This window comes from Streptomyces sp. NPDC087787, assembly GCF_044743035.1.
Taxonomy (GTDB): domain Bacteria; phylum Actinomycetota; class Actinomycetes; order Streptomycetales; family Streptomycetaceae; genus Streptomyces.
Genome location: NZ_JBIUVQ010000003.1, coordinates 292256 through 314453, shown reverse-complemented (window position 1 = coordinate 314453; position 22198 = coordinate 292256). Strand labels below are relative to the sequence as shown.

Annotated in this window: 20 protein-coding genes and 1 pseudogene; 14 read left to right on the top strand and 7 right to left on the bottom strand. The window is 72.8% G+C overall.

Annotated elements, in window-relative coordinates:
• Positions 1-11 precede the first annotated feature (11 nt).
• Positions 12-1211 (bottom strand): glycosyltransferase, encoded by a 1200-nt coding sequence (locus tag ACIOWN_RS07375; RefSeq protein WP_401980971.1) that lies wholly within the window; start codon positions 1209-1211, stop codon positions 12-14.
• Between the two features lie 39 nt (positions 1212-1250).
• On the opposite strand from ACIOWN_RS07375, the gene ACIOWN_RS07370 reads away from it, so the two are divergent.
• The 6 genes from ACIOWN_RS07370 (at position 1251) to ACIOWN_RS07345 (ending at position 7887) form a co-directional block, all read left to right on the top strand.
• Positions 1251-2036, top strand: coding sequence for a glutamate racemase (locus ACIOWN_RS07370; protein ID WP_401980968.1), 786 nt, complete (start codon positions 1251-1253; stop codon positions 2034-2036).
• Positions 2037-2141: 105 nt separating this feature from the next.
• On the top strand, positions 2142-2678 hold the full coding sequence (locus ACIOWN_RS07365) for a hypothetical protein (RefSeq protein ID WP_401980966.1): 537 nt from the start codon (positions 2142-2144) through the stop codon (positions 2676-2678).
• A 73-nt stretch (positions 2679-2751) separates the two neighbouring features.
• Positions 2752-4362 carry an apolipoprotein N-acyltransferase gene (lnt, locus tag ACIOWN_RS07360; RefSeq protein WP_401980963.1) on the top strand — a complete coding sequence of 537 codons (1611 nt, stop codon included), beginning with the start codon at positions 2752-2754 and terminating at the stop codon, positions 4360-4362.
• 154 nt (positions 4363-4516) lie between these two features.
• Complete coding sequence (locus ACIOWN_RS07355; protein ID WP_362349707.1) at positions 4517-4996, top strand: NUDIX domain-containing protein; 480 nt, start codon at positions 4517-4519, stop codon at positions 4994-4996.
• Positions 4997-5050: 54 nt separating this feature from the next.
• Entirely contained in the window at positions 5051-5845 is a 795-nt protein-coding gene (locus tag ACIOWN_RS07350; RefSeq protein ID WP_362349706.1) for a 3-hydroxybutyrate dehydrogenase, read from the top strand.
• Between the two features lie 101 nt (positions 5846-5946).
• Entirely contained in the window at positions 5947-7887 is a 1941-nt protein-coding gene (locus ACIOWN_RS07345) for a GAF domain-containing protein (protein ID WP_362349704.1), read from the top strand.
• A 63-nt stretch (positions 7888-7950) separates the two neighbouring features.
• Here ACIOWN_RS07345 and ACIOWN_RS07340 read toward each other — a convergent pair whose 3' ends face one another.
• Positions 7951-8571, bottom strand: a complete 621-nt coding sequence (locus tag ACIOWN_RS07340; RefSeq protein ID WP_362349702.1) for a helix-turn-helix domain-containing protein — start codon at positions 8569-8571, stop codon at positions 7951-7953.
• Positions 8572-8851: 280 nt separating this feature from the next.
• Here ACIOWN_RS07340 and ACIOWN_RS07335 point away from each other — a divergent pair, with 280 nt between their 5' ends.
• The 3 genes from ACIOWN_RS07335 to ACIOWN_RS07325 all read left to right on the top strand — a co-directional run bounded on the left by ACIOWN_RS07335 (position 8852) and on the right by ACIOWN_RS07325 (position 12165).
• Positions 8852-10471, top strand: a complete 1620-nt coding sequence (locus ACIOWN_RS07335; RefSeq protein WP_401980958.1) for an MDR family MFS transporter — start codon at positions 8852-8854, stop codon at positions 10469-10471.
• A gap of 210 nt (positions 10472-10681) precedes the next feature.
• Positions 10682-11536: a methyltransferase domain-containing protein gene (locus tag ACIOWN_RS07330; RefSeq protein ID WP_362349699.1), complete on the top strand. Its 855-nt coding sequence runs from the start codon at positions 10682-10684 to the stop codon at positions 11534-11536.
• 257 nt (positions 11537-11793) lie between these two features.
• Positions 11794-12165, top strand: a complete 372-nt coding sequence (locus tag ACIOWN_RS07325; RefSeq protein ID WP_362349697.1) for an FKBP-type peptidyl-prolyl cis-trans isomerase — start codon at positions 11794-11796, stop codon at positions 12163-12165.
• 153 nt (positions 12166-12318) lie between these two features.
• Here ACIOWN_RS07325 and ACIOWN_RS07320 read toward each other — a convergent pair whose 3' ends face one another.
• The gene (locus ACIOWN_RS07320; protein WP_362349695.1) at positions 12319-13518 is read right to left on the bottom strand and encodes a PP2C family protein-serine/threonine phosphatase; all 1200 of its coding nucleotides are present in this window, start codon (positions 13516-13518) and stop codon (positions 12319-12321) included.
• A 205-nt stretch (positions 13519-13723) separates the two neighbouring features.
• On the opposite strand from ACIOWN_RS07320, the gene ACIOWN_RS07315 reads away from it, so the two are divergent.
• Positions 13724-14977, top strand: coding sequence for a PP2C family protein-serine/threonine phosphatase (locus ACIOWN_RS07315; protein ID WP_362349881.1), 1254 nt, complete (start codon positions 13724-13726; stop codon positions 14975-14977).
• A 31-nt stretch (positions 14978-15008) separates the two neighbouring features.
• Here the strand turns inward: ACIOWN_RS07315 and ACIOWN_RS07310 are convergent, their stop codons facing one another.
• Positions 15009-16085: an acyl-CoA desaturase gene (locus tag ACIOWN_RS07310; RefSeq protein WP_362349693.1), complete on the bottom strand. Its 1077-nt coding sequence runs from the start codon at positions 16083-16085 to the stop codon at positions 15009-15011.
• Positions 16086-16219: 134 nt separating this feature from the next.
• The gene (locus ACIOWN_RS07305) at positions 16220-18304 is read right to left on the bottom strand and encodes a SpoIIE family protein phosphatase (protein WP_362349691.1); all 2085 of its coding nucleotides are present in this window, start codon (positions 18302-18304) and stop codon (positions 16220-16222) included.
• A 36-nt stretch (positions 18305-18340) separates the two neighbouring features.
• On the opposite strand from ACIOWN_RS07305, the gene ACIOWN_RS07300 reads away from it, so the two are divergent.
• On the top strand, positions 18341-18730 hold the full coding sequence (locus ACIOWN_RS07300; RefSeq protein WP_362349690.1) for a CHAT domain-containing protein: 390 nt from the start codon (positions 18341-18343) through the stop codon (positions 18728-18730).
• Positions 18731-18751: 21 nt separating this feature from the next.
• On the opposite strand, the gene ACIOWN_RS07295 is transcribed toward ACIOWN_RS07300, so the two are convergent.
• Together ACIOWN_RS07295 and ACIOWN_RS07290 are read right to left on the bottom strand one after the other, a co-directional pair.
• Positions 18752-19210 carry an SDR family oxidoreductase gene (locus tag ACIOWN_RS07295; RefSeq protein ID WP_401980953.1) on the bottom strand — a complete coding sequence of 153 codons (459 nt, stop codon included), beginning with the start codon at positions 19208-19210 and terminating at the stop codon, positions 18752-18754.
• Entirely contained in the window at positions 19210-19551 is a 342-nt protein-coding gene (locus ACIOWN_RS07290; RefSeq protein ID WP_401980950.1) for an SDR family NAD(P)-dependent oxidoreductase, read from the bottom strand. The genes ACIOWN_RS07295 and ACIOWN_RS07290 overlap by 1 nt, the downstream gene beginning before the upstream one ends.
• A 122-nt stretch (positions 19552-19673) precedes the next feature.
• Here ACIOWN_RS07290 and ACIOWN_RS07285 point away from each other — a divergent pair.
• From ACIOWN_RS07285 to ACIOWN_RS07275, 3 genes and pseudogenes are all read left to right on the top strand, one after another.
• A pseudogene (locus tag ACIOWN_RS07285) lies at positions 19674-20225 on the top strand (cupin domain-containing protein); the annotation flags it as partial.
• Complete coding sequence (locus tag ACIOWN_RS07280; protein WP_401981089.1) at positions 20208-20642, top strand: helix-turn-helix transcriptional regulator; 435 nt, start codon at positions 20208-20210, stop codon at positions 20640-20642. The pseudogene ACIOWN_RS07285 and the gene ACIOWN_RS07280, both read left to right, overlap by 18 nt.
• Before the next feature lie 262 nt (positions 20643-20904).
• Positions 20905-22059, top strand: a complete 1155-nt coding sequence (locus tag ACIOWN_RS07275; RefSeq protein ID WP_401980947.1) for a PP2C family protein-serine/threonine phosphatase — start codon at positions 20905-20907, stop codon at positions 22057-22059.
• Positions 22060-22198 lie beyond the last annotated feature (139 nt).

Below are 22198 nucleotides of genomic sequence, written 5' to 3'. Positions count from 1 at the left end.
CGGCCGCCGGCTCACCCCTCGTCGGGCACGGCGTCCGGACGCGCGTACGTGCGGCCCTTCCAGGCCGCACCGCGGCCCCGGTAGTGCAGCACCGCCGAGTCGACCGTCATCAGCAGATACAGGAACGCGGTGAACGGCAGCAGGGGAGCGAGCCACAACCGCTGCCGGTAGTGACGGAGCATCGGGACGTACGTCGCCGTCATCACCAGCCAGGCCGCACCGCCGGCGAGCGCCGTCACCGCGTCGCCCGCCGCCAGGCCCACGGCCAGGGCCACCGGCGGCACCAGGTACACCAGCGCCAGCCCGGCGACCGTGCCGAGCAGCAGCAGAGGGTTGTGTCGCAGCTGCGCGTAGGCGCTGCGCGAGACCATCCGCCACAGGTCGCCCAGCCGCGGATAGGGGCGCACACTGTCCACCCGCTCGGCCAGCCCCAGCCAGATGTGGCCGCCGCCGGCCTTGACGGCCCGGGCGAGGGCCACGTCGTCGATCACCGCCTGCCGGATCGCGTCCGGGATCCGCGCCCGCTCGGCGGCCTCGGCGCGCAGCAGCACACAGCCGCCCGCGGCCGCCGCCGTCCGCGCGCCGCGGCGGCCGATCCGGCGGAACGGGTACAGCTGCGCGAAGAAGTAGACGAAGGCCGGTACCACGACCCGCTCCCACCGGCTCTCCGCCCGCAGCCGGGCCATCTGCGAGACGAGGTCGAAGCCGCCGGTGCGCGCCGCCGCCACCAGTTCGCGCAGGCTGTCCGGCGCATGGGCGATGTCGGCGTCCGTCAGCAGGAGGTAGGCGGGGCCACGCGCGCGTGCCAGGCCGATGCCGTGCCGTACCGCCCACAGCTTGCCCGTCCAGCCGGCGGGCGGCTCACCCGGTGAGGCCACGCTCAGCGGCAGCCCGCCGTGGAGCCGAGCCAGTTCGCGGGCCAGCTCCCCGGTGCCGTCGCGGCTGCCGTCGTCGATCAGGAAGACCTCCGCGCGGCCCGGGTAGTCCTGGGCGAGCAGGGAGGGAAGGCTCTCCGGCAGGACGGCGGCCTCGTCCCGCGCGGGAACGACCACGCACACCGGCGGCCAGTCGTCGGGCGGCGGGTCCTCACGGGGCGGGAGCCTGACGTCCGTACGCCAGAAGAAGCCCTGGCAGAGCAGCAGCCACAGCCAGGCGGCGAGTGATCCGACGGCACTCCACTCGATCACGCTCACCCGCGCAGTCTGCCCCACCCGGGCGGCCGGTTCGAGGGGATCGACTATCGTGGCCGGGTGAAGATCGCGCTCATGGACTCCGGGATCGGGCTGCTGGCGGCCGCGGCCGCGGTACGGCGGCTGCGCCCCGACGCGGAACTCGTGCTCTCCCTCGACCCCGCGGGCATGCCGTGGGGCGCGCGCACGCCGGAGAACCTGACCGAGCGCGCCCTGGCCGTCGCCGAGGCCGCCGCCGCGCACAGTCCGGACGCCCTGATCGTCGGCTGCAACACCGCGACCGTGCACGCGCTCACCGCCCTGCGCGCCGCCCTGGAACCGGACCTGCCGGTCATCGGCACGGTGCCGGCGATCAAACCGGCCGCGGCCGGCGGCGGGCCCGTCGCCATCTGGGCGACGCCCGCCACCACCGGCAGCCCCTACCAGCAGAACCTCATCCGCGACTTCGCCGACGGCGTGCCGGTCACCGAGGTGCCCTGCTGGGGCCTCGCCGAGGCCGTGGAGCACGCGGACCAGACGGCGATCGACGAGGCCGTCGCCGCGGCCGCCGAACTCACCCCGGCGGACGTGACGACCGTCGTCCTGGGCTGCACCCACTACGAACTGGTCGCCGAGCGGATCCGGGCCGCGGTCCGGCGACCGGACGGCCCGCCGCAGGCCCTGCACGGCTCGGCGGGCGCCGTCGTCGCCCAGGCGCTGCGCCGGCTCGGCGCCCGGCCCGAACCGGAGGCCGGGACCGAGGGGCGGGTGACCGTGCTGCTGAACGGACGGGAGGGCGCCCTGCCCGCCCCGGCCCTCGCCTACGCGGAGGGCCGCCTCCTTCAGCAGGCCGCCCCCGTCCGCTGACCCGGGCGGGCCACCGGACTCGTCCGTCCAGGTACGGCCGCCCCCGGTCCGGTCACTCTGCGCGACGCGCTACCGGCGCAGCGAAACCTGAGTAACCTCATGGGTATGAGGGACCACCCCGAGAACAGTTCCCATTCCGAGGTGTGGACCGGACGGGCCACCAACCGGATGCAGTGGCTGCTGGCGCTCGTCGGCGCCGCCTGCATGGCACTGGGCATCGAGTTGGCCGTCGACTCCGCCTGGAACTCGGGCGTCGCCCCGCTGGTGATGTCCGTCGTGGGCTGCATCGCGGCCGGACTGCTGGTCCTCTTCGGCACCCTCGCCTTCGTGCACGTCGCCGTGCGGGTCGACCACGAGTGCCTGGAGGTCCGCTGCGGGCACATCGGCCTGCCGCGCCGCCGCATCCCGCTCGCCCATGTCGCGGGCGCCGAGTTCGCCCCCCACGTCACCCCGCGCCACTGGGGCGGCTGGGGCTACCGGTGGCGGCCCGAGAAGGGCACCGCGGTCGTCGTACGACGCGGTGAGGGCGTCGTGCTGCGCCTGTGGGACGGCCATACCTTCACGATCACGATCGACAACGCCGAGGCCGCGGTGCACGTGATCAGGGACCGCCTGCACCCCTCGGCCTCCGGGCGGGTCTGACCGGCCTGACCAGCACGCGGACGACGACGGGCCTGATCGGAACGGCGAGGACGACCGGCCGTACACTCCCGGAGTGACCGTCACCGCAACTTCCGTCGACGCGTCGGACCCACTGCGACCGCAAACCGCGCCCGCGCCCCTGAGGACGAGGCTCCTCCGGCTCGTGCCCGCCGCCGCTTCCGCCCTGTCCGGCGTCCTGCTCTACCTCAGCTTCCCCCCGCGCCCCCTGTGGTGGCTGGCCCTGCCCGCCCTCGCGGTCCTCGGCGGGGTGCTGCGCGGACGCACCTGGAAGGCGGCCCTCGGCCTCGGCTACCTCTTCGGCCTCGGATTCCTGCTGCCGCTGCTGGTGTGGACCGGCGTGGAGGTCGGCCCCGGTCCGTGGCTGGCGCTCGCCGCCGTCGAGGCGGTCTTCGTCGGGCTGGTGGGGGCGGGTGTCGCGGCCGTGTCCCGGCTGCCCCTCTGGCCGCTGTGGGCGGCGGCCCTGTGGACTGCCGGCGAGGCGGTACGCGCACGCGTACCGTTCCACGGCTTCCCCTGGGGCAAGATCGCCTTCGGGCAGGCCGACGGCGTGTTCCTGCCGCTGGCCGCGGTCGGCGGCACCCCGGTGCTGGGCTTCGCGGTCGCCCTGTGCGGCTTCGGTCTGTGCGAGGCCGTGCGCCTTGGGGTGCGAAGGCGGCGCGGAGACGCGGTACGGGGTCCGGCCGCGGCTGCGGCCCTGCTGAGCGTCGCCGTCCCGGTGGCGGGCGCGGTGGCCGCCCGGCCGCTGGTGAGCGACAGGGCCGAGACCGGCACCGCGACCATCGCCGTCATCCAGGGCAACGTGCCCCGGGCGGGCCTGGAGTTCAACGCCCAGCGGCGTGCGGTCCTCGACTACCACGCGCGTGAGACGGAGCGGCTGGCCCAGGCGGTGAAGGCGGGCAGGGCCCCCAAGCCGGACTTCGTGCTCTGGCCGGAGAACTCCTCCGACATCGACCCCTTCGTCAACCCCGACGCGAGTGCCGTGATCAGCATGGCCGCCAAGGCGGTCGGGGTGCCGGTCTCCGTCGGGGGAGTCGTGGAGCGGGGCGGCGAACTGTTCAACGAGCAGATCCTGTGGGATCCGGCCAAGGGGCCCGTCCAGACGTACGACAAACGGCAGATCCAGCCCTTCGGCGAGTACCTTCCGCTGCGCCCCCTGCTCGGGGCGATCAACAAGAACTGGACGTCGATGGTCCGGCAGGACTTCAGCCGGGGCACCAGGCCGGGCGTGTTCACCATCGACGGCACGAAGGTGGGCCTGGCCACCTGCTACGAGGCGGCCTTCGACTGGGCCGTGCGTGACACCGTCACGTCCGGCGCGCAGCTGATCTCCGTGCCGAGCAACAACGCGACCTTCGACCGCAGCGAGATGACCTACCAGCAGCTCGCCATGTCCCGGATCCGCGCGGTCGAGCACAGCCGCACCGTCACCGTCCCGGTGACCAGCGGCGTCAGCGCGATCATCATGCCCGACGGGCGGATCACGCAGAAGACCGGCATGTTCGTGCCCGGCCACCTGGTCCAGAAGGTGCCGCTGCGCTCCTCCGAGACGCCCGCCACCCGGCTGGGCACCCTGCCGGAGATCGCCCTGGTGCTGGTCGCGGCCGGAGGACTGGGCTGGGCCGTCGGCGCCGGACTGCGTCGGCGACGCGCCGGGACCGTGTAGCCCCGGACCGCGGGGGCGGCGTGCCTGGAACGCGTACCGCGCCAAACTGCGCGGGTGGCGCGCCCGGCACGTGTGACCGTACGCCGGACGTACGCCCCCCGGATGCCCCGGACCGGGCCAAGGCCCCGGGCGCCCGCCCGTTAGGGTCGGCTCCATGGCCATTCCCGACTTCATCCGTACGCTCCGGGCCTCGGCCGGCAGCCAGTTGCTGTGGCTGCCCGGAGTCACCGCCATCGTCTTCGACGACGACGGCAGAGTGCTGCTGGGCCGCCGCTCCGACACCGGCAGGTGGTCGGTGATCGGCGGCATCCCGGACCCGGGCGAGCAGCCGGCCGCCTGCGCCGTGCGGGAGGTCCACGAGGAGACCGCGGTGCACTGCGTCGCCGAGCGGGTGGTCCTCGTCCAGGCGCTGGAGCCCGTCACCTACGGCAACGGCGACGTCTGCCAGTACATGGACATCACCTTCCGCTGCCGTGCCGTGGGCGGCGAGGCACGGGTCAACGACGACGAGTCGCTGGAGGTGGGCTGGTTCGCGGTGGACGCGCTGCCGGACCTCGACGAGTTCAGCGTGTTCCGGATCAAGCAGGCCATGTCCGACGCACCCACGTGGTTCAACCCCATTGAATTGGCCTGAAGTATGTGCCGTGCCCATATGTGGTGCGGCGGGCGACCTGCCTAGGGTCACCCCATGACCTCGCCGCTCCCCGCTCCGCACACCCCCTCGCTCGACCTCGGCGGCCGCACCGCGCTCGTCACCGGCGCCGCCGGCGGCATCGGCCGCGCCTGCGCGCTGCGGCTGGCCGCCGCCGGGGCGAGGGTCAGAGCCGTCGACCGGGACGCGCCGGGCCTGGACGCGCTCGCCGAGCGGGCGGGCGGGCTGGCCGGCTCCGTGGAACCGCTGGTGCTCGACCTCACCGACCTCGACGCCGCCGAGCGGGCGGCCGTGGGCACCGATGTGCTCGTCAACAACGCCGGCCTGCAACTCGTGCGCCCCATCGAGGAGTTCCCGCCCGAGGTCTTCCACACCGTGCTCACCGTGATGCTGGAGGCACCCTTCCGCCTCATCCGCGGCGCCCTGCCGCACATGTACGGGCAGGGGTGGGGCCGGATCGTCAACATCTCCTCGGTGCACGGCCTGCGCGCCTCCGCCTACAAGTCGGCCTACGTGGCCGCCAAGCACGGCCTGGAGGGACTGTCCAAGACCACCGCCCTCGAAGGCGCCCCGCACGGCGTCACCTCCAACTGCGTCAACCCCGGCTACGTGCGCACGCCCCTGGTCGAGGCGCAGCTCGCCGACCAGGCGCGGGCCCACGGCATCTCCGAGGAACGCGTGCTGTCCGAGGTCCTGTTGAAGGACAGCGCCGTCAAACGGCTGCTCGAACCCGAGGAGGTCGCCGAGGCCGTGGCATACCTGTGCGGCCCGCAGGCCTCCTTCGCCACCGGCACCTCGCTGGTCATGGACGGCGGCTGGACCGCGCACTGAACGGGCCGTCCGGCCCACTGACCGGCCGCCCCGGTTCCTCTTCGCGGCCGGGTTGTCCACAGGCTCCAGCGGAGAACCGGCCGATGGGTGATCCTGTGGGCATGTCCAGCGATCACGTGCAGTCCGCCCGGCGACCCGCCGTCAGGATTCCGGCCGGCAGCGCCGAGACCCCGTTTCTCGAGCTGCTGGCCCGGGGCGCGCCCACCGCTGCCTACGAACAGCCCGTGCTGCTCGCCCGCGCCGAGGGCCGGCCGGCCGAGTGGATCGACGCGCTCGAACGGGCCAGACAGAACGCCCTGCGCGTCCGCGCGGAACTGGAGGGCCGGCGGCGCCGCGAGGCGGAGCTGTCGGCACTGTTCGAGACCGCCCACGACCTGGCCGGCCTGCGCGACCTGGACGCGGTGCTCCCGGCCATCGTGCAGCGCGCCCGCTCGCTGCTCGGCACGGACGTCGCCTACCTCACCCTCAACGACCCCGCGCGCGGCGACACCTACATGCGCGTCACCGAGGGCTCGGTGGCCGCCGCCTTCCAGCAACTGCGCCTGGGCATGGGGGAGGGGCTGGGAGGCCTGGTCGCGCAGACGGCCCGCCCCTACGTCACCGACGACTACTTCAAGGACGCCCGCTTCCAGCACACCGGAAGCATCGACGCGGGCGTGCGGGACGAGGGCCTGATCGCGATCCTCGGCGTGCCGCTCATGCTCGGACCGCAGGTGATCGGCGTGCTGTTCGCGGCCGACCGGCGGGCCCGCGTCTTCGAACGGGAGCAGATCGCCCTGCTCGGCTCCTTCGCCGCCCTCGCCGCTGCGGCCATCGACAGCGCCAACCTGCTCACCGAGACCCGCTCGGCACTCGCCGGCCTGGAGCGCGCCAACGAGATCATCCGCGACCGCAGCGGCGTCATCGAGCGCGCCTCGGACGTCCACGACCGGCTCGCCGAACTGGTCCTGCGCGGCGGCGGAGTGCACGACGTGGCCGCCGCCGTCTCCCAGGTGCTGGACGGCACCGTCGAGTTCGCCGAGGCCGCCGCCGCACCCGCCGACGCCCTGGAGGCCTCCCGGGCCGAGGGACACGCGGTGCCGCACGGCCCGGACTGGATCGCCGCCGTCGCCGCGGGCGGCGAACTGCTCGGGGCGCTCGTGCTGCGCGGCCACCCCGGCCTCGACCCCGTCGACCAGCGCACGCTGGAGCGAGCCGCGATGGTCACCTCGCTGCTGCTGCTCGCCCGGCGGTCCGCCGCCGAGGCCGAACAGCGCGTCCGCGGCGAACTGCTCGACGACCTCCTGGACGCCCGTGACCGCGATCCCCGCCTGCTGCGCGAGCGCGCCGCCCGGCTGCACGCCGACCTCGACGCCACGCACGTCGTGCTCGCCGCCTGCCTCGGCGCCCCGTCCGCCGACGCCGAGCAGGAGGCCGCCGCCCGCCACCGTCTGTGGTCGGCGGCCTTCCACCTGGCCGCGACCCGGCACGGACTGGCCGCCGCCCGCGACGGCGGCACGGTCCTGCTGCTGCCGCTTCGCCGCGGGGACAGCGCCACCCAACTGGCCCGCCGCACCGCCCGACACCTCGGAACCACGGTGCGCGAGGCGGTCACCGTAGGCGCCTCCGCCCCCGTCGAGAACCCCGCCGCCCGCCCCGAGACCGTCGCCGCCGCCTACGAGGAGGGGCGGCGCTGCCTCGACGCCCTGCGGCTGCTCGGCCGCACCGGCGACGGCGCCGCCGCCCAGGACTTCGGCTTCCTCGGCCTGCTGCTGGCCGGCGACCGGGACATCGCCGGCTTCGTGGACCGCACCGTCGGCCCGGTCGTCGCCTACGACGAGCGGCGCGGCACGGAGCTCATACGCACGCTTGAGGCGTACTTCGCCCGCGGCATGAGCCCGGCACGCACCAAGGACGCGCTGCACGTCCATGTGAACACCGTCGCCCAGCGCCTGGAGCGCGTCGGCCGGCTGCTGGGCCAGGACTGGCAGACCCCGGCCCGCGCCCTGGAGATCCAGCTCGCCCTGCGCCTGCATCGCCTGTCGGGACCGGCGCGGAGCTGACCCCCGTACGCGAGCGGGCCCACGGGGCCGGCCGGCCCGGGGGAGCGGGCGGAAGCAGACGGATCAGACGGGACCCGCACCCGTGACGGGGTCGGCCGGTGGCGGGCAGGGAGCGGCGTCCGGCGGGTTCAGCAGATGGGCGACGTCGCGGGCGGCGGCGGTGACCTGCTCGTCGGTCGCGTCCAGTCCCTGGGCCGCGAAGAAGGCGAGGTTGACGCTGAACAGGGCCATGCGGATGCGCAGCGCCTCCTCCACGGAGGCGTCCGGGCCGGTGAGGGCTTCGAAGAGGGCGGTGAGCCGCTCGAAGACGTTCTCCCGGCCGGGATGCAGTTCCTTGACGACGTGCTGGTTGGCGAAGGCGAACCGGATGGCCTGCAGGCCCTGCTGGGAGATCAGGTCGATCATCCGGTCGATGACCTGCGCGCGCAGTCGTGGGCCGGGAGGCTGAGTGCGGGCCCACTCGACCAGGTCGTCGAGGGCCGCCAGATGTTCGGTGAACAGCGAGCGGACGATGTCTTCCTTGCCGTCGAAGTGGTAGTACAGCGCCGCCTTGGTGATGCCCAGCCGCTCGGCGATCTCCCGCAGGGAGGTGGCGTCGTAGCCCTGGGCGGCGAACAGTTCCAGGGCCACCTTGCGGATCTCGGCCTTGGTGTCGCTGCCTCGCCGGTGTCCCGCGCCCGCCATCTACACTCGCCTTCTTCCTGCTGCGCCGCGCCCGACCGCTCGCCGTCGCCCGGGATCTCGCTTGCCAGCTTACCGTCCGGCAAGTAATTTACTTAACGGCCGGTAGGTGACCCTTCGTCGGCCGCCGCTGTCGCACACCTCCGCTCCTCGGTCCTCCCCGGGCCACCATCCGGAGCGAGGTTCTCCCCGTGCACCGTCCGTCTTCGCGGGCGCTGGGGGGCGGTGTGCCACGTGCGGCCCGCCACCTGCCAGAACTCCAGCTTTCAAGAAAGGCAGTCCCATGTCGTCGACCGCAGCCCATCCCGACCAGGAGTCACCGCCCCGCTTCACCCACCGCGAGATCATGGTGACGATGAGCGGTCTGGTCATCGCGCTGCTGCTGGCCATGCTCGACAACATGATCGTGGCTCCCGCCCTGCCGACGATCGTGGGCGACCTGGGCGGTCTCAATCACCTGGCATGGGTGACCACCGGCTACATCCTGGCCTCCACCGCCGCCACTCCCATATGGGGCAAGCTCGGCGACCTGCTCGGCCGCCGGATCACCTTCCTGTCCTCCATCGTGATCTTCCTCATCGGCTCGGCGCTGTGCGGCATGTCGCAGAACATGGGGGAGCTGGTCGGCTTCCGTGCGCTCCAGGGCCTGGGCGCGGGCGGCCTGATGGTGGGCGTCATGGCGGTGGTGGCCGAGATCGTGCCGCCGCGTGAACGCGGGAAGTACCAGGGCGTGATGATGGCTGTGATGCCGGTCGCCATGATCGGCGGTCCGCTGGCCGGCGGTTACATCACCGACCACCTCAACTGGCGCTGGGCCTTCTACGTCAACCTGCCGCTCGGCGTGGTCGCGCTGCTGGTGTGCTGGTTCACCCTGGCCAGGCTGCCGCGCGGCACCGGCCGGGTGCGCATCGACTGGACCGGGGCCGCCCTGCTCACCGTCTGGATCACCGCGCTGGTCCTGATCACCAGCTGGGGCGGCAACGAGTACGACTGGTCCTCTGCGGTGATCATCGGCTTGGCGGTGCTCACCGTGGTGGCCTTCGCCGCCTTCGTGCTCGTCGAACGCCGCGCCGCTGAGCCGATCATGCCGTTGTCGGTCTTCGGCAACCGCAACTTCTCCCTGGCCGGGGCGCTCAGCTTCATCGTCGGCTTCGCCCTCTTCGGCGGAGTGACCTTCCTGCCGCAGTTCCAGCAGTTCGTCCAGGGCTCCTCCGCCACCAACAGCGGCCTGCTGCTGATGCCGATGATGCTCTCCTCGATGGTGCTCTCGCTGGCCGGCGGTGCCGTGATCAGCCGCACCGGCCGCTACCGCAGCCTGCCGATCGCCGGCAGTGTCCTGATGGCCGTCGGTCTCGGCCTGTTCGCCACCATGGACACCGGCACCTCCCGCACCGTCACCTCGCTGTACATGATCGTCCTCGGTGCCGGCATGGGCTGCCTGATGCAGACCACCATGCTGATCGCGCAGAACAACGCCCCGCTGAAGGACATGGGCGCCGCCACCGGCGCCGCCACCTTCCTGCGCAACATGGGCGGTTCCCTGGGTGTCTCGCTGCTGGGCTCGGTCTACGCCACCACCCTCACCGACTCCGTCGTCTCCCACGGCGGCATGGCGGCGGGCTCCGGTGGCTCGGCCTCGGTGTCGCAGATGACGCCGGAGGTGCTCAAGAGCCTGCCCGAGGCGGCCCGCCAGGTGTTCCAGCAGGCCGTCACCGAAGGTGTCGGCTCCGTCTTCACCTGGGGCGCCGCGGTGGCCTGCGTGGGCCTGTTGATCGCCCTGTTCATCCGCCACGTACCGCTGCGGGGCTTCGACGCCCCGGCCGGTGGCGACACCGTCGCGAAGCCCGGAGCGGCCCTGGACGACCAGGCGGCGCCGGCCGGCGCGGCCCCGGCCGGCGGCTGAGGGCCCAGCACCGTCGCACGACGACGCACCAGCGCGAGAGCCCTGCGGTCCGACAGGAACCGGCAGGGCTCTCGCACTGCTGCTCGTGCTCGTGCTCGACGGAAGCGGTCGCGGGGGGCGCGGAAACTCGGAGGCGCCGCCTCCCGGTGTCTCGTACGATCGGCGCGCACCGACCGTCGAGTACCACTGCCGAGTACCACCAAGGATCTTGTGAACCACTCCGATCTCCGCGCCAAGGTCCCTTCGCTCGCGGCCGGCATGGCCGCCGCCGAGCACAGCCCGGACGTCCAGTTGTCCCAGACCCGCCACCGTGCCGCGCTGGTGGCGGGCTGGCGCATCCCTCCCGGCTCGACCGTCCTCGAACTGGGCTGCGGGCAGGGCGACATGACCGCCGTCCTCGCGGAGGCGGTGGGACCCGAAGGGCGCGTGGTGGCCGTCGACGTGGCCGAGCCCTCCTACGGAGCACCGGTCACGCTCGGGGAATCGGCGGCCAGGCTCACGGCGGGCCCCCTCGGGCCGCGCATCGAATTCCGCTTCGGCACGGACGTTCTCGACCCGGCGGTCGGCTTCCCCGAGGGCGCCTTCGACCACGTGGTGCTCGCACACTGCTCCTGGTACTTCGCCTCACTCGGGCAACTGCGGGACACCCTGGCCCGGGTACGTCCGTGGGCGCGGCGGCTGTGGTTCACCGAGTGGGACATGACGCCGGCCTCCGACGGGCAACTGGCTCACCTGCTCGCCGTGCTGATCCAGGGCCAGATCGAGGCCGCGGGCTCGCGCGGCCAGGGCAACGTCCGCACGCCCTTCTCCCGTGAGGCGCTGCTGCGGCTCCTGCCCGAGGCCGGCTGGACGGCCGACGGCGGCGGTCCTGTGGACACCGGAGAGCTGCAGGACGGCGACTGGGAAGTCGCGGCATGCCTCGAACTGGCCGGATCGCAGGAGCGCCTGGCCGTGCTGCCGGAGCCGGTGCGACAGCTCGTCCTGAGTCAGGCCGACGTCCTCCGGGCCCTGGCCGAGCCGCGCGGCAACCGTGCGCTCGCCGCGTATTCGGTCACCGCGCGCTGACACCCCGCCTGCCCATCAACTCCGCTGCGAGTCAGTGCCGTTGGCGCCCCCTGTGCTCAGCACTACCGTTTGAGAGCGCTCTCACGCCTCGCCCGCCGGCTCAGCAGGACCGGCCCGGCGCGGTCCGTCCACCCCTGACGGGCCGCGCCGACCGCCGCGTCGCACCGCGGCCTTGTAGCGTATGCGGGTAACTGCACGGAGTGATCATGGCCGGGGCGTCCGCACGGAGACCTCCGGCCGAAAGAAACGAGGTTGCGATGAGCCTGACGAAGCCCGAGGTCGACTTCCCCGGAGGCGACGCCCCCGACGACTTGCAGATCAGGGACATCGTCGTCGGGGACGGAGCCGAGGCGAAGGCCGGCGGCATGGTCGAGGTCCACTACGTCGGCGTCACCTTCGCGTCCGGAGAGGAGTTCGACGCCTCCTGGAACCGGGGTCAGCCCTTCCGGTTCCCGCTGGGGGCCGGCAGGGTCATCAAGGGCTGGGACCAGGGCGTCGAGGGGATGCGGGTCGGCGGCCGACGCGAGCTCATCATTCCCCCGCACCTCGCCTACGGCGACCAGTCGCCCAGCCCGCTGATCCCGCCGGGCTCGACGCTCATCTTCGTCGTGGACCTGCTCGGCGTCTGACGGGACGTCACCGCTGCCCGGCCCCGCGCGTCGAGCGGGGGGCCGGGCAGCGCCGTGCCAGGCAGGACGCCGATCCGCTCCCCAAGGAGGGCGCCGACACGGCCCCGCTGTACTGCCCCCGGCACGAATGGGCCGGCCGCTGCCGCGACGCGGTCACCGGCCGGCTCCGTCGTGGGTCTGGCCGCCGCCGGTCCGGGGGCCGTGCCAGTCCAGGCACATGACGGTGGCGTCGTCGGCCAGATGTCCGCGGCAGGCGTAGGTGACCGTGGCGGTCACGATGCGGACGACCTCGCGGGGGTGCTCGTCGGCGGTGTTGCGGATCAGGAGTGGCAGGTCGACGAACTCGGCTTGGCGTTCTTGCAGGCCGTCGGTGTACAGCACGAGACGGTCGGCGGGGCGCAGGTCGAGGTCCTGCACACGGTAACGGGTGGACGCGGGGACACCGAAGGGCAGGTTGGGCTCCAGAACCACTTCCTCGACCGCGTTGTCACGCAGGCGCAGGGGCCGTGGGTGGCCGGCGTTGACGACCTGGGCGCCGCTGCCGTCGAGGGCGATGCGCAGGAGCTGGCCGGTGGCGAGGGTGTGGCGGCCGTGCTCGATGAGGGCCTGATGGATCCGGCCGGCCTGCTCGGTCAGGCCGGCTCCGGCGCGGCGGGCTCCGCGGGAGGCGTTGACCAGGAGGGTGGCCATGAGGGCGGCGTCGACGTCGTGGCCCATGGCGTCGGTGACGGACAGGTGCAGGGTGTCGTGATCGAGGGCGTAGTCGTAGGTGTCGCCGGCGATGCTGTCCGCGGGGACCAGGGCGCCGGCCAGGACGAACTCCGGTGCCTCGCACGAGGGGGCGGAGGGCAGCAGCTGGCGCTGGATCTCGGCGGCCAGACTGACCGGCGTCGTGCGCTGCCCCCAGTGGTAGAGGTCGGTGAAGCGGCGGTCGGCGACGACGATGTACGCCAGCGCGTGCGCGGCCTCCTCGACCTGCTCCAGCATGTCCTGCGTGAAGTCGGGGAGGAACAGCTCCAGTACGCCGATGGTGTCGCCGCGGTTGGTGACCGGGGCCATCACCCACTGGCCCCGCTCGCCCTCAGTGACCTGCACCAGCTTCTGGGAGCGCAGGACCTCGTCGTAGACGCTGCCCGGCAGGTCGATCTGATCGGCTCGGCGGCCCTGCTGGGTGGCCGCCTCCTCGCTGACCCGCACCACCTTCTGGCCGACGATGTCGACGAACAGGAACGACACGTACCGTGCACCGAACCGGTCGCGCAGATTGCGCGCCACCACATCGAGAGACGCCACCGGTGCGGCGTCCTCGGCCGCGGCGAGCACCTCACCCAGAACGATCTGCTTGTGTGCCATGGCCGCCTCCCAGCCTCTTTCTTCGCGTGCCCCATGTGGCCGCTGGCATCACACTCTGTCGTGACCCTTGTAGATCTTTGGAGGTATTTGCGTATTTCCTGTCATGCGTGGGGCACGTAGGCAGCAGAGGCCGTTACTTCCGTGTGCGACCGGAGCGGGCCGGTGGAGGTCACTCGTGACGCAGCGTGACGGCGCCATCCGGCGCATGCTGACGGGGCTGCTGGCAGAAAGCCACGTCACGCCGTTCGAGGGCCTGCCCTCACGCGTGGCCCACCACGCCGCGGCAGCCGGCTTTCACGATGTTGTGATCTACCTGGGTGACCTTCGGCGCGAGGTCCTGCGCCCGGTCGTCGGTGACGGGCTCGATGCCGCCGCGGACGCCCCGGAGGGCGGTGCGGACCTGAGCATCGAGGGCACCGTCGCCGGCCACGCCTATCAGCACGGTCGCATCGTGTCTGCCCCCGGGAGCGCGGACGGCCCCCAGGGATGGTGGGTGCCGCTGCTGGACGGCACCGAACGTCTCGGCGTGCTGCACGTGACCACCGCCGAGGCCGGGAAGGACGCACACCAGGACATGCTGGCACTGGCCTCGCTGGTGGCGGTGCTGGTGGTCGGCAGCCGGGACATCAGCGACTCCTACGCCCGCCTGACCCGTACCCAGCCCATGAACGTCGCCGCGGAGATGCAGTGGACGCTGATGCCGCCGCGCACCTACGCCGACCACCGGGTGGTCATCAGCGCCGTGATGGAGCCCGCCTACGAGGTCAGCGGCGACGCCTACGACTACGCCACCTCCACCGGCACCGTCCACCTGTCGATCTTCGACTCCATGGGGCACGACACGTCGGCCGGTCTGACCGCCAACCTCGCCATGGGTGCCTGCCGCAACCACCGCAGGCAGGGCACCGGCCTGGAGCATCTCGGCGATGCCGTCGAGCGGGTGCTGCTGGAGCAGTTCGGCCCGTCGCGTTTCGTCACCGGCATCCTGGCCGACCTCGACACCACCACCGGGATGCTGACCTGGACCAACCACGGCCACCCTCCGCCCGTCGTCATCCGCGGCGGACGCTGGACCACGCTCCTGCGGTGTCCGCCCGCACATCCCATGGGCACCGACCTGGGCCTGCCCACCGAACCGTGCCGCGAGCCGCTCCAGCCCGGCGATCGTCTCGTCCTCTATACCGACGGCATCACCGAAGCCCGCACTTCCGGCGGTGAGGAGTTCGGTCTCATCCGCTTCATCGACCTCCTCATCCGCTATCACGCCGACGGGCTCAGCGTCCCCGAGACCCTGCGCCGCCTCATCCGCGCCCACCTGCGCCACCACGGCGACCAGTTGCAGGACGATGCCACCATCCTGCTCTGCGAATGGCTCGGCCCCCACGCCGACTTCGTCACCGGGGCCGCACCCTTGGCAGGCGTGCCCGACCTGACGGTCGGCGGAGTGCGCGCCGGCTGACGGCGTGAGCCGAGGCGCCGCTCACGTGTCGTCAGGACGCCCCGCGCCGGCGCCTGATGGGCTCGCCCACCCGGTGCAGGTGGGTGAGTGCCTCGCGGTAGGACTGGAACAGGCCGGTCTCGTGGTACGGCACGTCGATCTCCGCGCAGTACGCGCGTACGACGGCCTGGGCCCGCCGCAGATGAGGGGTGGGCATGCTCGGGAACAGGTGGTGCTCTATCTGGTAGTTGAGCCCGCCGAGCATCACGTCGGTGAGCCGGCCGCCCCGCACGTTGCGGGAGGTGAGCACCTGGCGGCGCAGGAAGTCGGGGCGGTCGTCGCCGGTGAAGGTGGGCATGCCCTTGTGGTTCGGGGCGAACGTGCAGCCGAGATACACACCGAACAGGCACTGGTGCACGGCGAGGAACGCCACGGCCTTGCCGGGGGAGAGCACCACGAACAGCGCGGCCAGGTAGGCCGCCATGTGCAGGAAGAGCAGAGTGCCTTCCAGCAGGCGGCTCTTCATCGACGGTGAGCGCAGTGCCCGCACGCTCGCCACATGCAGGTTGAAGCCCTCCAGCGTCAGCAGCGGGAAGAACAGGAACGCCTGGTGGCCGCCGATGAAGCGGGCCAGGCCGTTGCTGTCGCGGGCCTGCTCGGTGGACCACACCAGGATGTCCGGGGCGACATCGGGGTCGAGTTCCTCGTGGTTGGGGTTAGCATGGTGGCGGGTGTGCTTGTTCATCCACCAGCCGTAGCTCATGCCGATGCCCAGGTTGCCGAAGAGCCGGCCCCAGATCGCGCTCGCGCGGCGCTTCGGGAACACCTGTCGGTGCGCCAAGTCGTGGGCCACCAGGGCGACCTGGCCGAACATCAGGGCCATGAAGGCGGCGACCGCCAGTTGCCACCAGGTGTCGCCCAGCACGACGAAGGCCGCCCAGCCCGCCGCCAGCAGCCCGATCACCAGACCGAGCCGCACCGTGTAGTAGCCGGGCCGCCGCCGCAGCAGACCCGCCTCGGTGATGCGCTGCGACAGCCGGGCGAAGTCGCTGCCGGCGTCGCGGCGGGACCTGGGGGGACGCACGGCGGTTGGTGCGGTGGTGACCGGGGCGTCGGAGGAAATGGTCATGCGGGCGAGTCTGGCCGCGGCCGGCCCCTCGCCACCAGCCTGTCAGCCGGAGGCCTCGTGGGGGGCCGGGCCCCCGCCCACCCGGGGGGTTGTCCCCACCCCTCTACCGCCTGAGCTGGGCATTCGCAGGTGTGTCACTGGGGGCAGGCCTGACGGACGCGGGCGATCAGCAGCGCGACGTCGTCGTGGGAGTCGGGGTGGTGCAAGGCGTCCAGCAGCAGATCGCAGGTGTCCTCCAGCGGGGGCTGGGGACCGGCGAGCCGGTCGAGCAGCGCCTCGAGCCGGGTGTCGAGGGCCTGGTCACGGACCTCGACCAGGCCGTCGGTGTAGAGCGCCAGCCGGTCCCCGGGGGACAGCGCGATGCAGGTGGACCTGAAGGGCACGCCCCCGACGCCGAGGGGCGCGCCGGTGGGCAGGTCCAGCAGTGCGGGGGCGCGGTCCCGGCGGATCAGGACCGGCGGCAGATGGCCGGCGGAGGAGAGGTGGCAGCGGGACCGGTGCGGGTCGTGCACGGCGTAGACGCAGGTGGCGAAGCGGTGGTCGAGGTCCGAGGTGGTGCGGTCCAGGTGCTGGAGGAGGGCGGCGGGGTCGAGGTCCAGCGTGGCCAGGGTGCGCGTGGCGGTGCGCAGTTGGCCCATGGTGGCGGCGGCGTCGATGCCGCTGCCCATGACGTCGCCGATCACCAGGGCGGTCTTTCCGCCGGGCAGCGGGACGACGTCGTACCAGTCGCCGCCGACCTCGTAGGCGGCTCCGGCGGCCCGGTAGCGGCAGGCGATCTCCAGGCCGGGCCGGTGGGGCGGTCGCAGCGGCAGCAGGCTGCGCTGGAGGGTCTCGGCGGTCTGCCGCTGCTGCTGGTACCACAGCGCGTGGTCGATGCACACGGCGGCGCGGGCGGCCAGTTCGACGGCCAGGAGGACGTCGTCGCCGTTGAACGGGACCGGGTTGCGGGCGCGGGCCAGGTCCAGGACACCGAGCACCCGGCCGCGCACGATCATGGGCACCGCCAGATAGGAGTGCACCCCGGCTCGGGCCAGAACCGTGGCCGCGTCCTGGTCGGCGGCGATGCGGCCCAGGTCCGTGCTGTCCACGTGAGGGACGAGGAGGGGGCGCCCGGAGGTCACGCACTGGGTGACCAGACGGTCGGGGCCGTAGCGGGCGATCTGGCCGGCGCGGTCGGCGGCGCCGGTGGCGGGCGTGGGATAGGCCGCTGCCACCGCGAGAGCGCGGAAGAGGAGGTCGCCGCCGGAGAACACCTTGGAGGGGCCCTTGCCCTCCAGAACGGCGTCGAGCACGTCGACCGCGGCCAGGTCCGCCAGGGCCGGCACGCACATCTCGGCCAGTTCTCCGGCGGTGGTGTCCAGATCGAGGGTGGTGCCGATGCGCGCGGAGGCGTCGGCGATGCGGGCCAGGCGCTGCCGCGCCGCGATGGCCTCGGTGGCCGCGAGATGCTGCTCGGTGATGTCCACCAGTGACACGGCCAGGCCCAGCACCCGCCCGGCGGCGTCCTCCATCCGGTAGTACGAGGCCGACCACGAGTGGTCCCGGCCGGGGTCGGAAGGGGTGGGGGTGACGACGACCTGGGCCAGCACCGGGGTGCCGGTGGTCAGCACCTGGCGCATCGCGGACTCGATGGGGTCCGCGTCCAGGAAGGTGAGGACCTGGCGGACGGTGCGGCCGACATGGTCCCGGGCGGGCACTCCGTTGATGCGCTCCAGGGCCGGGTTGACCACGATGTACCGCAGGTCGGTGTCCAGGACCGCCAGCCCGATCGGGGACTGGGAGATCAGCTGCGCGGACAGGGCGAGATCCCGCTGCACGCGTTGCAGGATCTCGTGCTCCGTGATCACGCCGAGCCTGCAGTGCTCCCCACGCTCTCCCTGGAGCACCACGCTGTGGCACTCCATCAGCCGCGTGCTGCCGTCCTTGTGCCGGGCGGGGAAGACCCCCGCCGCTCCCCCCTGCGACCTCACCCGGGCGAACAGGCCCGTCACCTGCTCCAGGTGCTTGCCGTCGACCAGCAGCCGGCGCGCGGGCCGGCCCAGGGCCTCTTCCGCGGGGTAGCCGAACAGTTGCTCCGCCTGCGGGCTCCACCAGATGATCTTCCCGTCCGTGTCCAGGACCACCGCGGCGAGATTCAGGACGTCCAGGAGCGCGCCCGGCAGCGAGGGGAAGCCCCCGACCGGTCCGAGGTCGGCCCGGACGGATTCGGCGACACTCATGCCACCCCCTCCTTCCGCCACCGCGGCAGGGCTCTCGTGCTGGTCCGGTCCGTTCCGGCCGACACGTCCATCGTCCCCCCGGACCGGCCGCCCCGCAGCTCCCCCCGAAGCCGTCCGACGACCGCCGCACCGCCGGCCGCGGGGGAGGGCGACGGCCATCTGCCCGCCGTCGAGGCCGGGGCCCGTCGGATCGCGTCCTGCTACGTGCACGCGGAGGAGCATGTCGTCGCGTCGGCCGGCGCCCGCTCCGTGCTCGCCGCGCTGTGGCCCGTCGACGACGAGACGGCGCCCGATCTCATGGCCGACCACCACCGGCGTCCGGCGCGCGGGGTGCCGCCGGCCGCGGCGCCGGCCCAGGCGCAGCGCCACGCCTCCGGGACCCTGCCCCCGGCCCCGTGGGCCTCCTTCGTCCACGTGGGCCGATGACCGTTCGCGCTCCACAGGGGCTCAGACGGCGGGCTTGCTGCCGCCGTCGACGACGTGCTCGGCGCCCACGATCGCCGAGGCGCGGTCGGACACCAGGAAGGCGACCAGCTCGGCGACCTCGTCCGGACGGACGGGCCGGCCCAGCGGGATCCCGATGTCCGCCATCAGCCGTGCGCGCGCCTGGTCGTAGCCGGTGCCCGCGTGGTCGGCGAGCGCCTGGACGAAGGAGCGGCCCCAGGAGCTCTCCGTGAATCCGGGAGTGACGCTGTTCACCCGCACACCGAAGGGCGCCACCTCGTTGGCGAGGCCCTTGCTGTAGTGGCTCAGCGCCGCCTTGGCGGCTCCGTAGGGCACCCGGTTCGGGTTCGGCATGGAACGGGACAGCGACGAGACATGGACGACGCTCCCTGTGCCGCGCTCGACCATGCCGGGGACCAGCGCCCGGTCGAGTCGTGCGGCGGAGAAGACGTTGACGTCCATCACCAAAACTGCCAGACGTGGTCACTCTGCTTCAGGAGCGGCACGTGCTGCTCGCCGTCCGCGCCCACGGTGTGGACGAGGATGTCGACGCCGCCGAGCCGGTCGTGGACATGCTGGGCGACGGCCTCGATGCCCGCGGCCGTGCCGACATCGGCCTGGACGAACAACTCGGTCGCCTGCTCGGGCGGCGGGGCGGTGCGGGCGGTGCGGGCCACCGTCGCGCCGGCGCGGCTGAGCCGGTCGACGATCGCCCTGCCGATCCCGCGGGTGCCCCCGGTGACCAGGGCGCGCCGGCCGCTGAGCTCGTCGGGGCCGCTTCGATCGGCGGTGTCGGCTGACATGGATTTCCTCCGTGCTGGTCGGACTGGGTCTTGCCTGCATGCAGCCTATGAAGACCCTGCTGGACGACCTATGACCGTAAGAGCCAGGAATTTGTCCATCCGTCTACCGGCAGCGGGGCGCTGTGTACGATCGGACAGTGGACGTAGTCAGCGACGCGGTCGCCACCATTCGCACCGGGCGGCCGCACGCGGCTCGCAGCCGCCGGACGGCGCCCTGGGGGCTGCGGTTCCCGGCCGCCCGCGGAACCGGCTTCCATGTCGTCCTGCAGGGGCGGTGCTGGCTGTTGTTCGAGGGCCGTGATCCGGTGCCGCTGGGCGCGGGGGACGTCGTCCTCGTTCCGCACGGCCAGGAGATCGCTCTCGCCGACTCGCCCGACAGCGAACTCGTCGACGTGGCACGGGAGATGGACGACTCCTGAACGCCGGCGCCCGACCCCGTCGCCGCCACCGACGAGCTCACCGTCCTGATGTGCGGCTCCTACCAGCTCGAACGGGCCGGCGCCCACCCGTTGCTCGCCGAGCTCCCCGCCTTCATCCACCTGCCGCGGAGGGTGGGCCGGCGCGCCGCGCTCAACGCCGTCGTCGACCTGCTCGGGGACGAACTCGACCAGCGCAGGCCCGGCACCGACGCGGCGATTCCGGCGCTGCTCGACGCCATGCTGCTGTACATCCTGCGGACCTGGTACCAGGACCACGCGCCGCGCGGCCCGGGCGGCTGGGCCGCGGCGCTCGCCGACCCGGCCGTCGGATCCGCGCTCCAGCACATGCACGCCGAGCCCGCGACGGCCTGGACCGTCGAGCGGCTGAGCCGCCGGGCCGGACTGTCCCGGGCCGCGTTCTCCCGGCGCTTCACCGAACTCGTCGGGCGCCCGCCGATGACGTACCTGAGCTGGTGGCGGATGACCACGGCCGGACGGATCCTCCGCAGCGACGACGACGCACCGCTCCAGAGCGTCGCCGAGCGCGTGGGCTACCGCTCCGAGTTCGCCTTCAACCGCGCCTTCAAGCGCGAGTTCGGCGTCAGCCCGGGCGCCTACCGGCGGCGGGGCGCCGCCTCGCAGGACCGCCGCTCCCGAGACCGCTCGGCGTGAGCACGGCCACCTGACGGGCCCCGGTCAGCCGCTCGACGGGCCGGGGCTGTGGGGCCCGGCCCGCCCTGCTCCGCCCGCGCTTGTTCCTGACCGCACGCGGTGGTTCCGACCAGGCGCCCGGACCTGTCCTCCTGGGCGAGGCGGCGCAGGCCCCGCTGCGCCACTCACTCACGGGTTGAACGGGACAACGGATCGCGCGACTACCCAGTACGGCGGTGATCTCCGGGGGAACTGTCCGACGCGGATGGGGCACATTGGAAGCATGCACATCCGGCAGCGCCTCGCCCGGCCGCGGCAGCCGTGGCGGTCGCGGCACGCCTTGGTGGCGATTCCGCTGGTGCTGATCGTCGCGATCACCCTGGCGGACATCCACTCGCCTGAATCCATCCACCTCGGCCCGCTGCTCGTCGTGGCCCCCGCCCTCACCACCTCGTTCGGCGGCTACCCGCTGACCGGGCTGATCGGGGCCCTGGCGGTGGGGGCGCAGGTGCTCCTCGGCGTGGTCCACGGGGGAATGACCGCCCCCAACCACATCTCGCAGCTCATCGCGCTCACGATCCTCACCGCCTTCTGCATGGTCGTGTGCTTCTTCCGCGACCGGCGGAAGGCGGAACTGGCCCGGGTGCGGTCCGTCTCCGAGGCCGCCCAGAGAGCCCTGCTCCGTCCGCTGCCCGACCATCTCGGCGGCCTGCACATCGCCTGCTCGTACCTGGCCGCCGAGAAGGAGGCATGCATCGGCGGCGACCTGTACGCGGTGACGCGCACCGGTGACCGCACACGGGTGATCGTCGGTGATGTACGGGGGAAAGGGCTGGCCGCGATCGGAGAGGCGGCCACGCTCCTCGGCTCGTTCCAGGAGGCCGCCCACCACCACCCCACGCTGCCCGCCCTCGCGGAGGCCCTGGACCGCAGCGTCTGCCGCTACCTCACCGAATTCCCGGAAGCCGACGGAGAAGTCCAGGAGCACTTCATCACCGCGCTGCTGCTGGAGATCCCCGAGCACGGCCCCGTGGCCCGGGTCGTCCACTGCGGGCACCCGCCGCCCTTCCTGATCCGGCAGGGGCACGTCGTCTCCCTGACGAGTCCCCGCCCGGCGCCTCCGCTGGGCATGTCGGGACTGCGGCCGGGTGCCTACGACACGCACGCCTTCTCGTTCCGGCCCGGTGACACGCTGCTCCTCTACACCGACGGTGTGGTGGAGGCCCGCGACAGCAGCCGGGCCTTCTACCCGCTGGAGGAACGCATCGCCCAGTGGGCCAGGTGCAGCCCGAGGACCCTGGTGCAGCACGTGGAACAGGATCTTCTCGCCCACGCCGACGGCGCTCTCGGCGACGACGCCGCCCTGCTCGCCATCCGGCGCGCCACCGCGCCACACAGCGGTCTGCACCTCAGCCATCGGGTGCACGGCGCCGCCTGACGTGGCCCGCCAAGGATTCCTGGAGGAACAGTCATCTTCTTGGAAACTCTCCGCGCAATCCTCGCGTATGGGAAAAAGTCTCTCCGCTCGCCTGTTGGTACAAGCAGGCGGTGAAAGACGGGCCGGGCCGGTCCGGCCG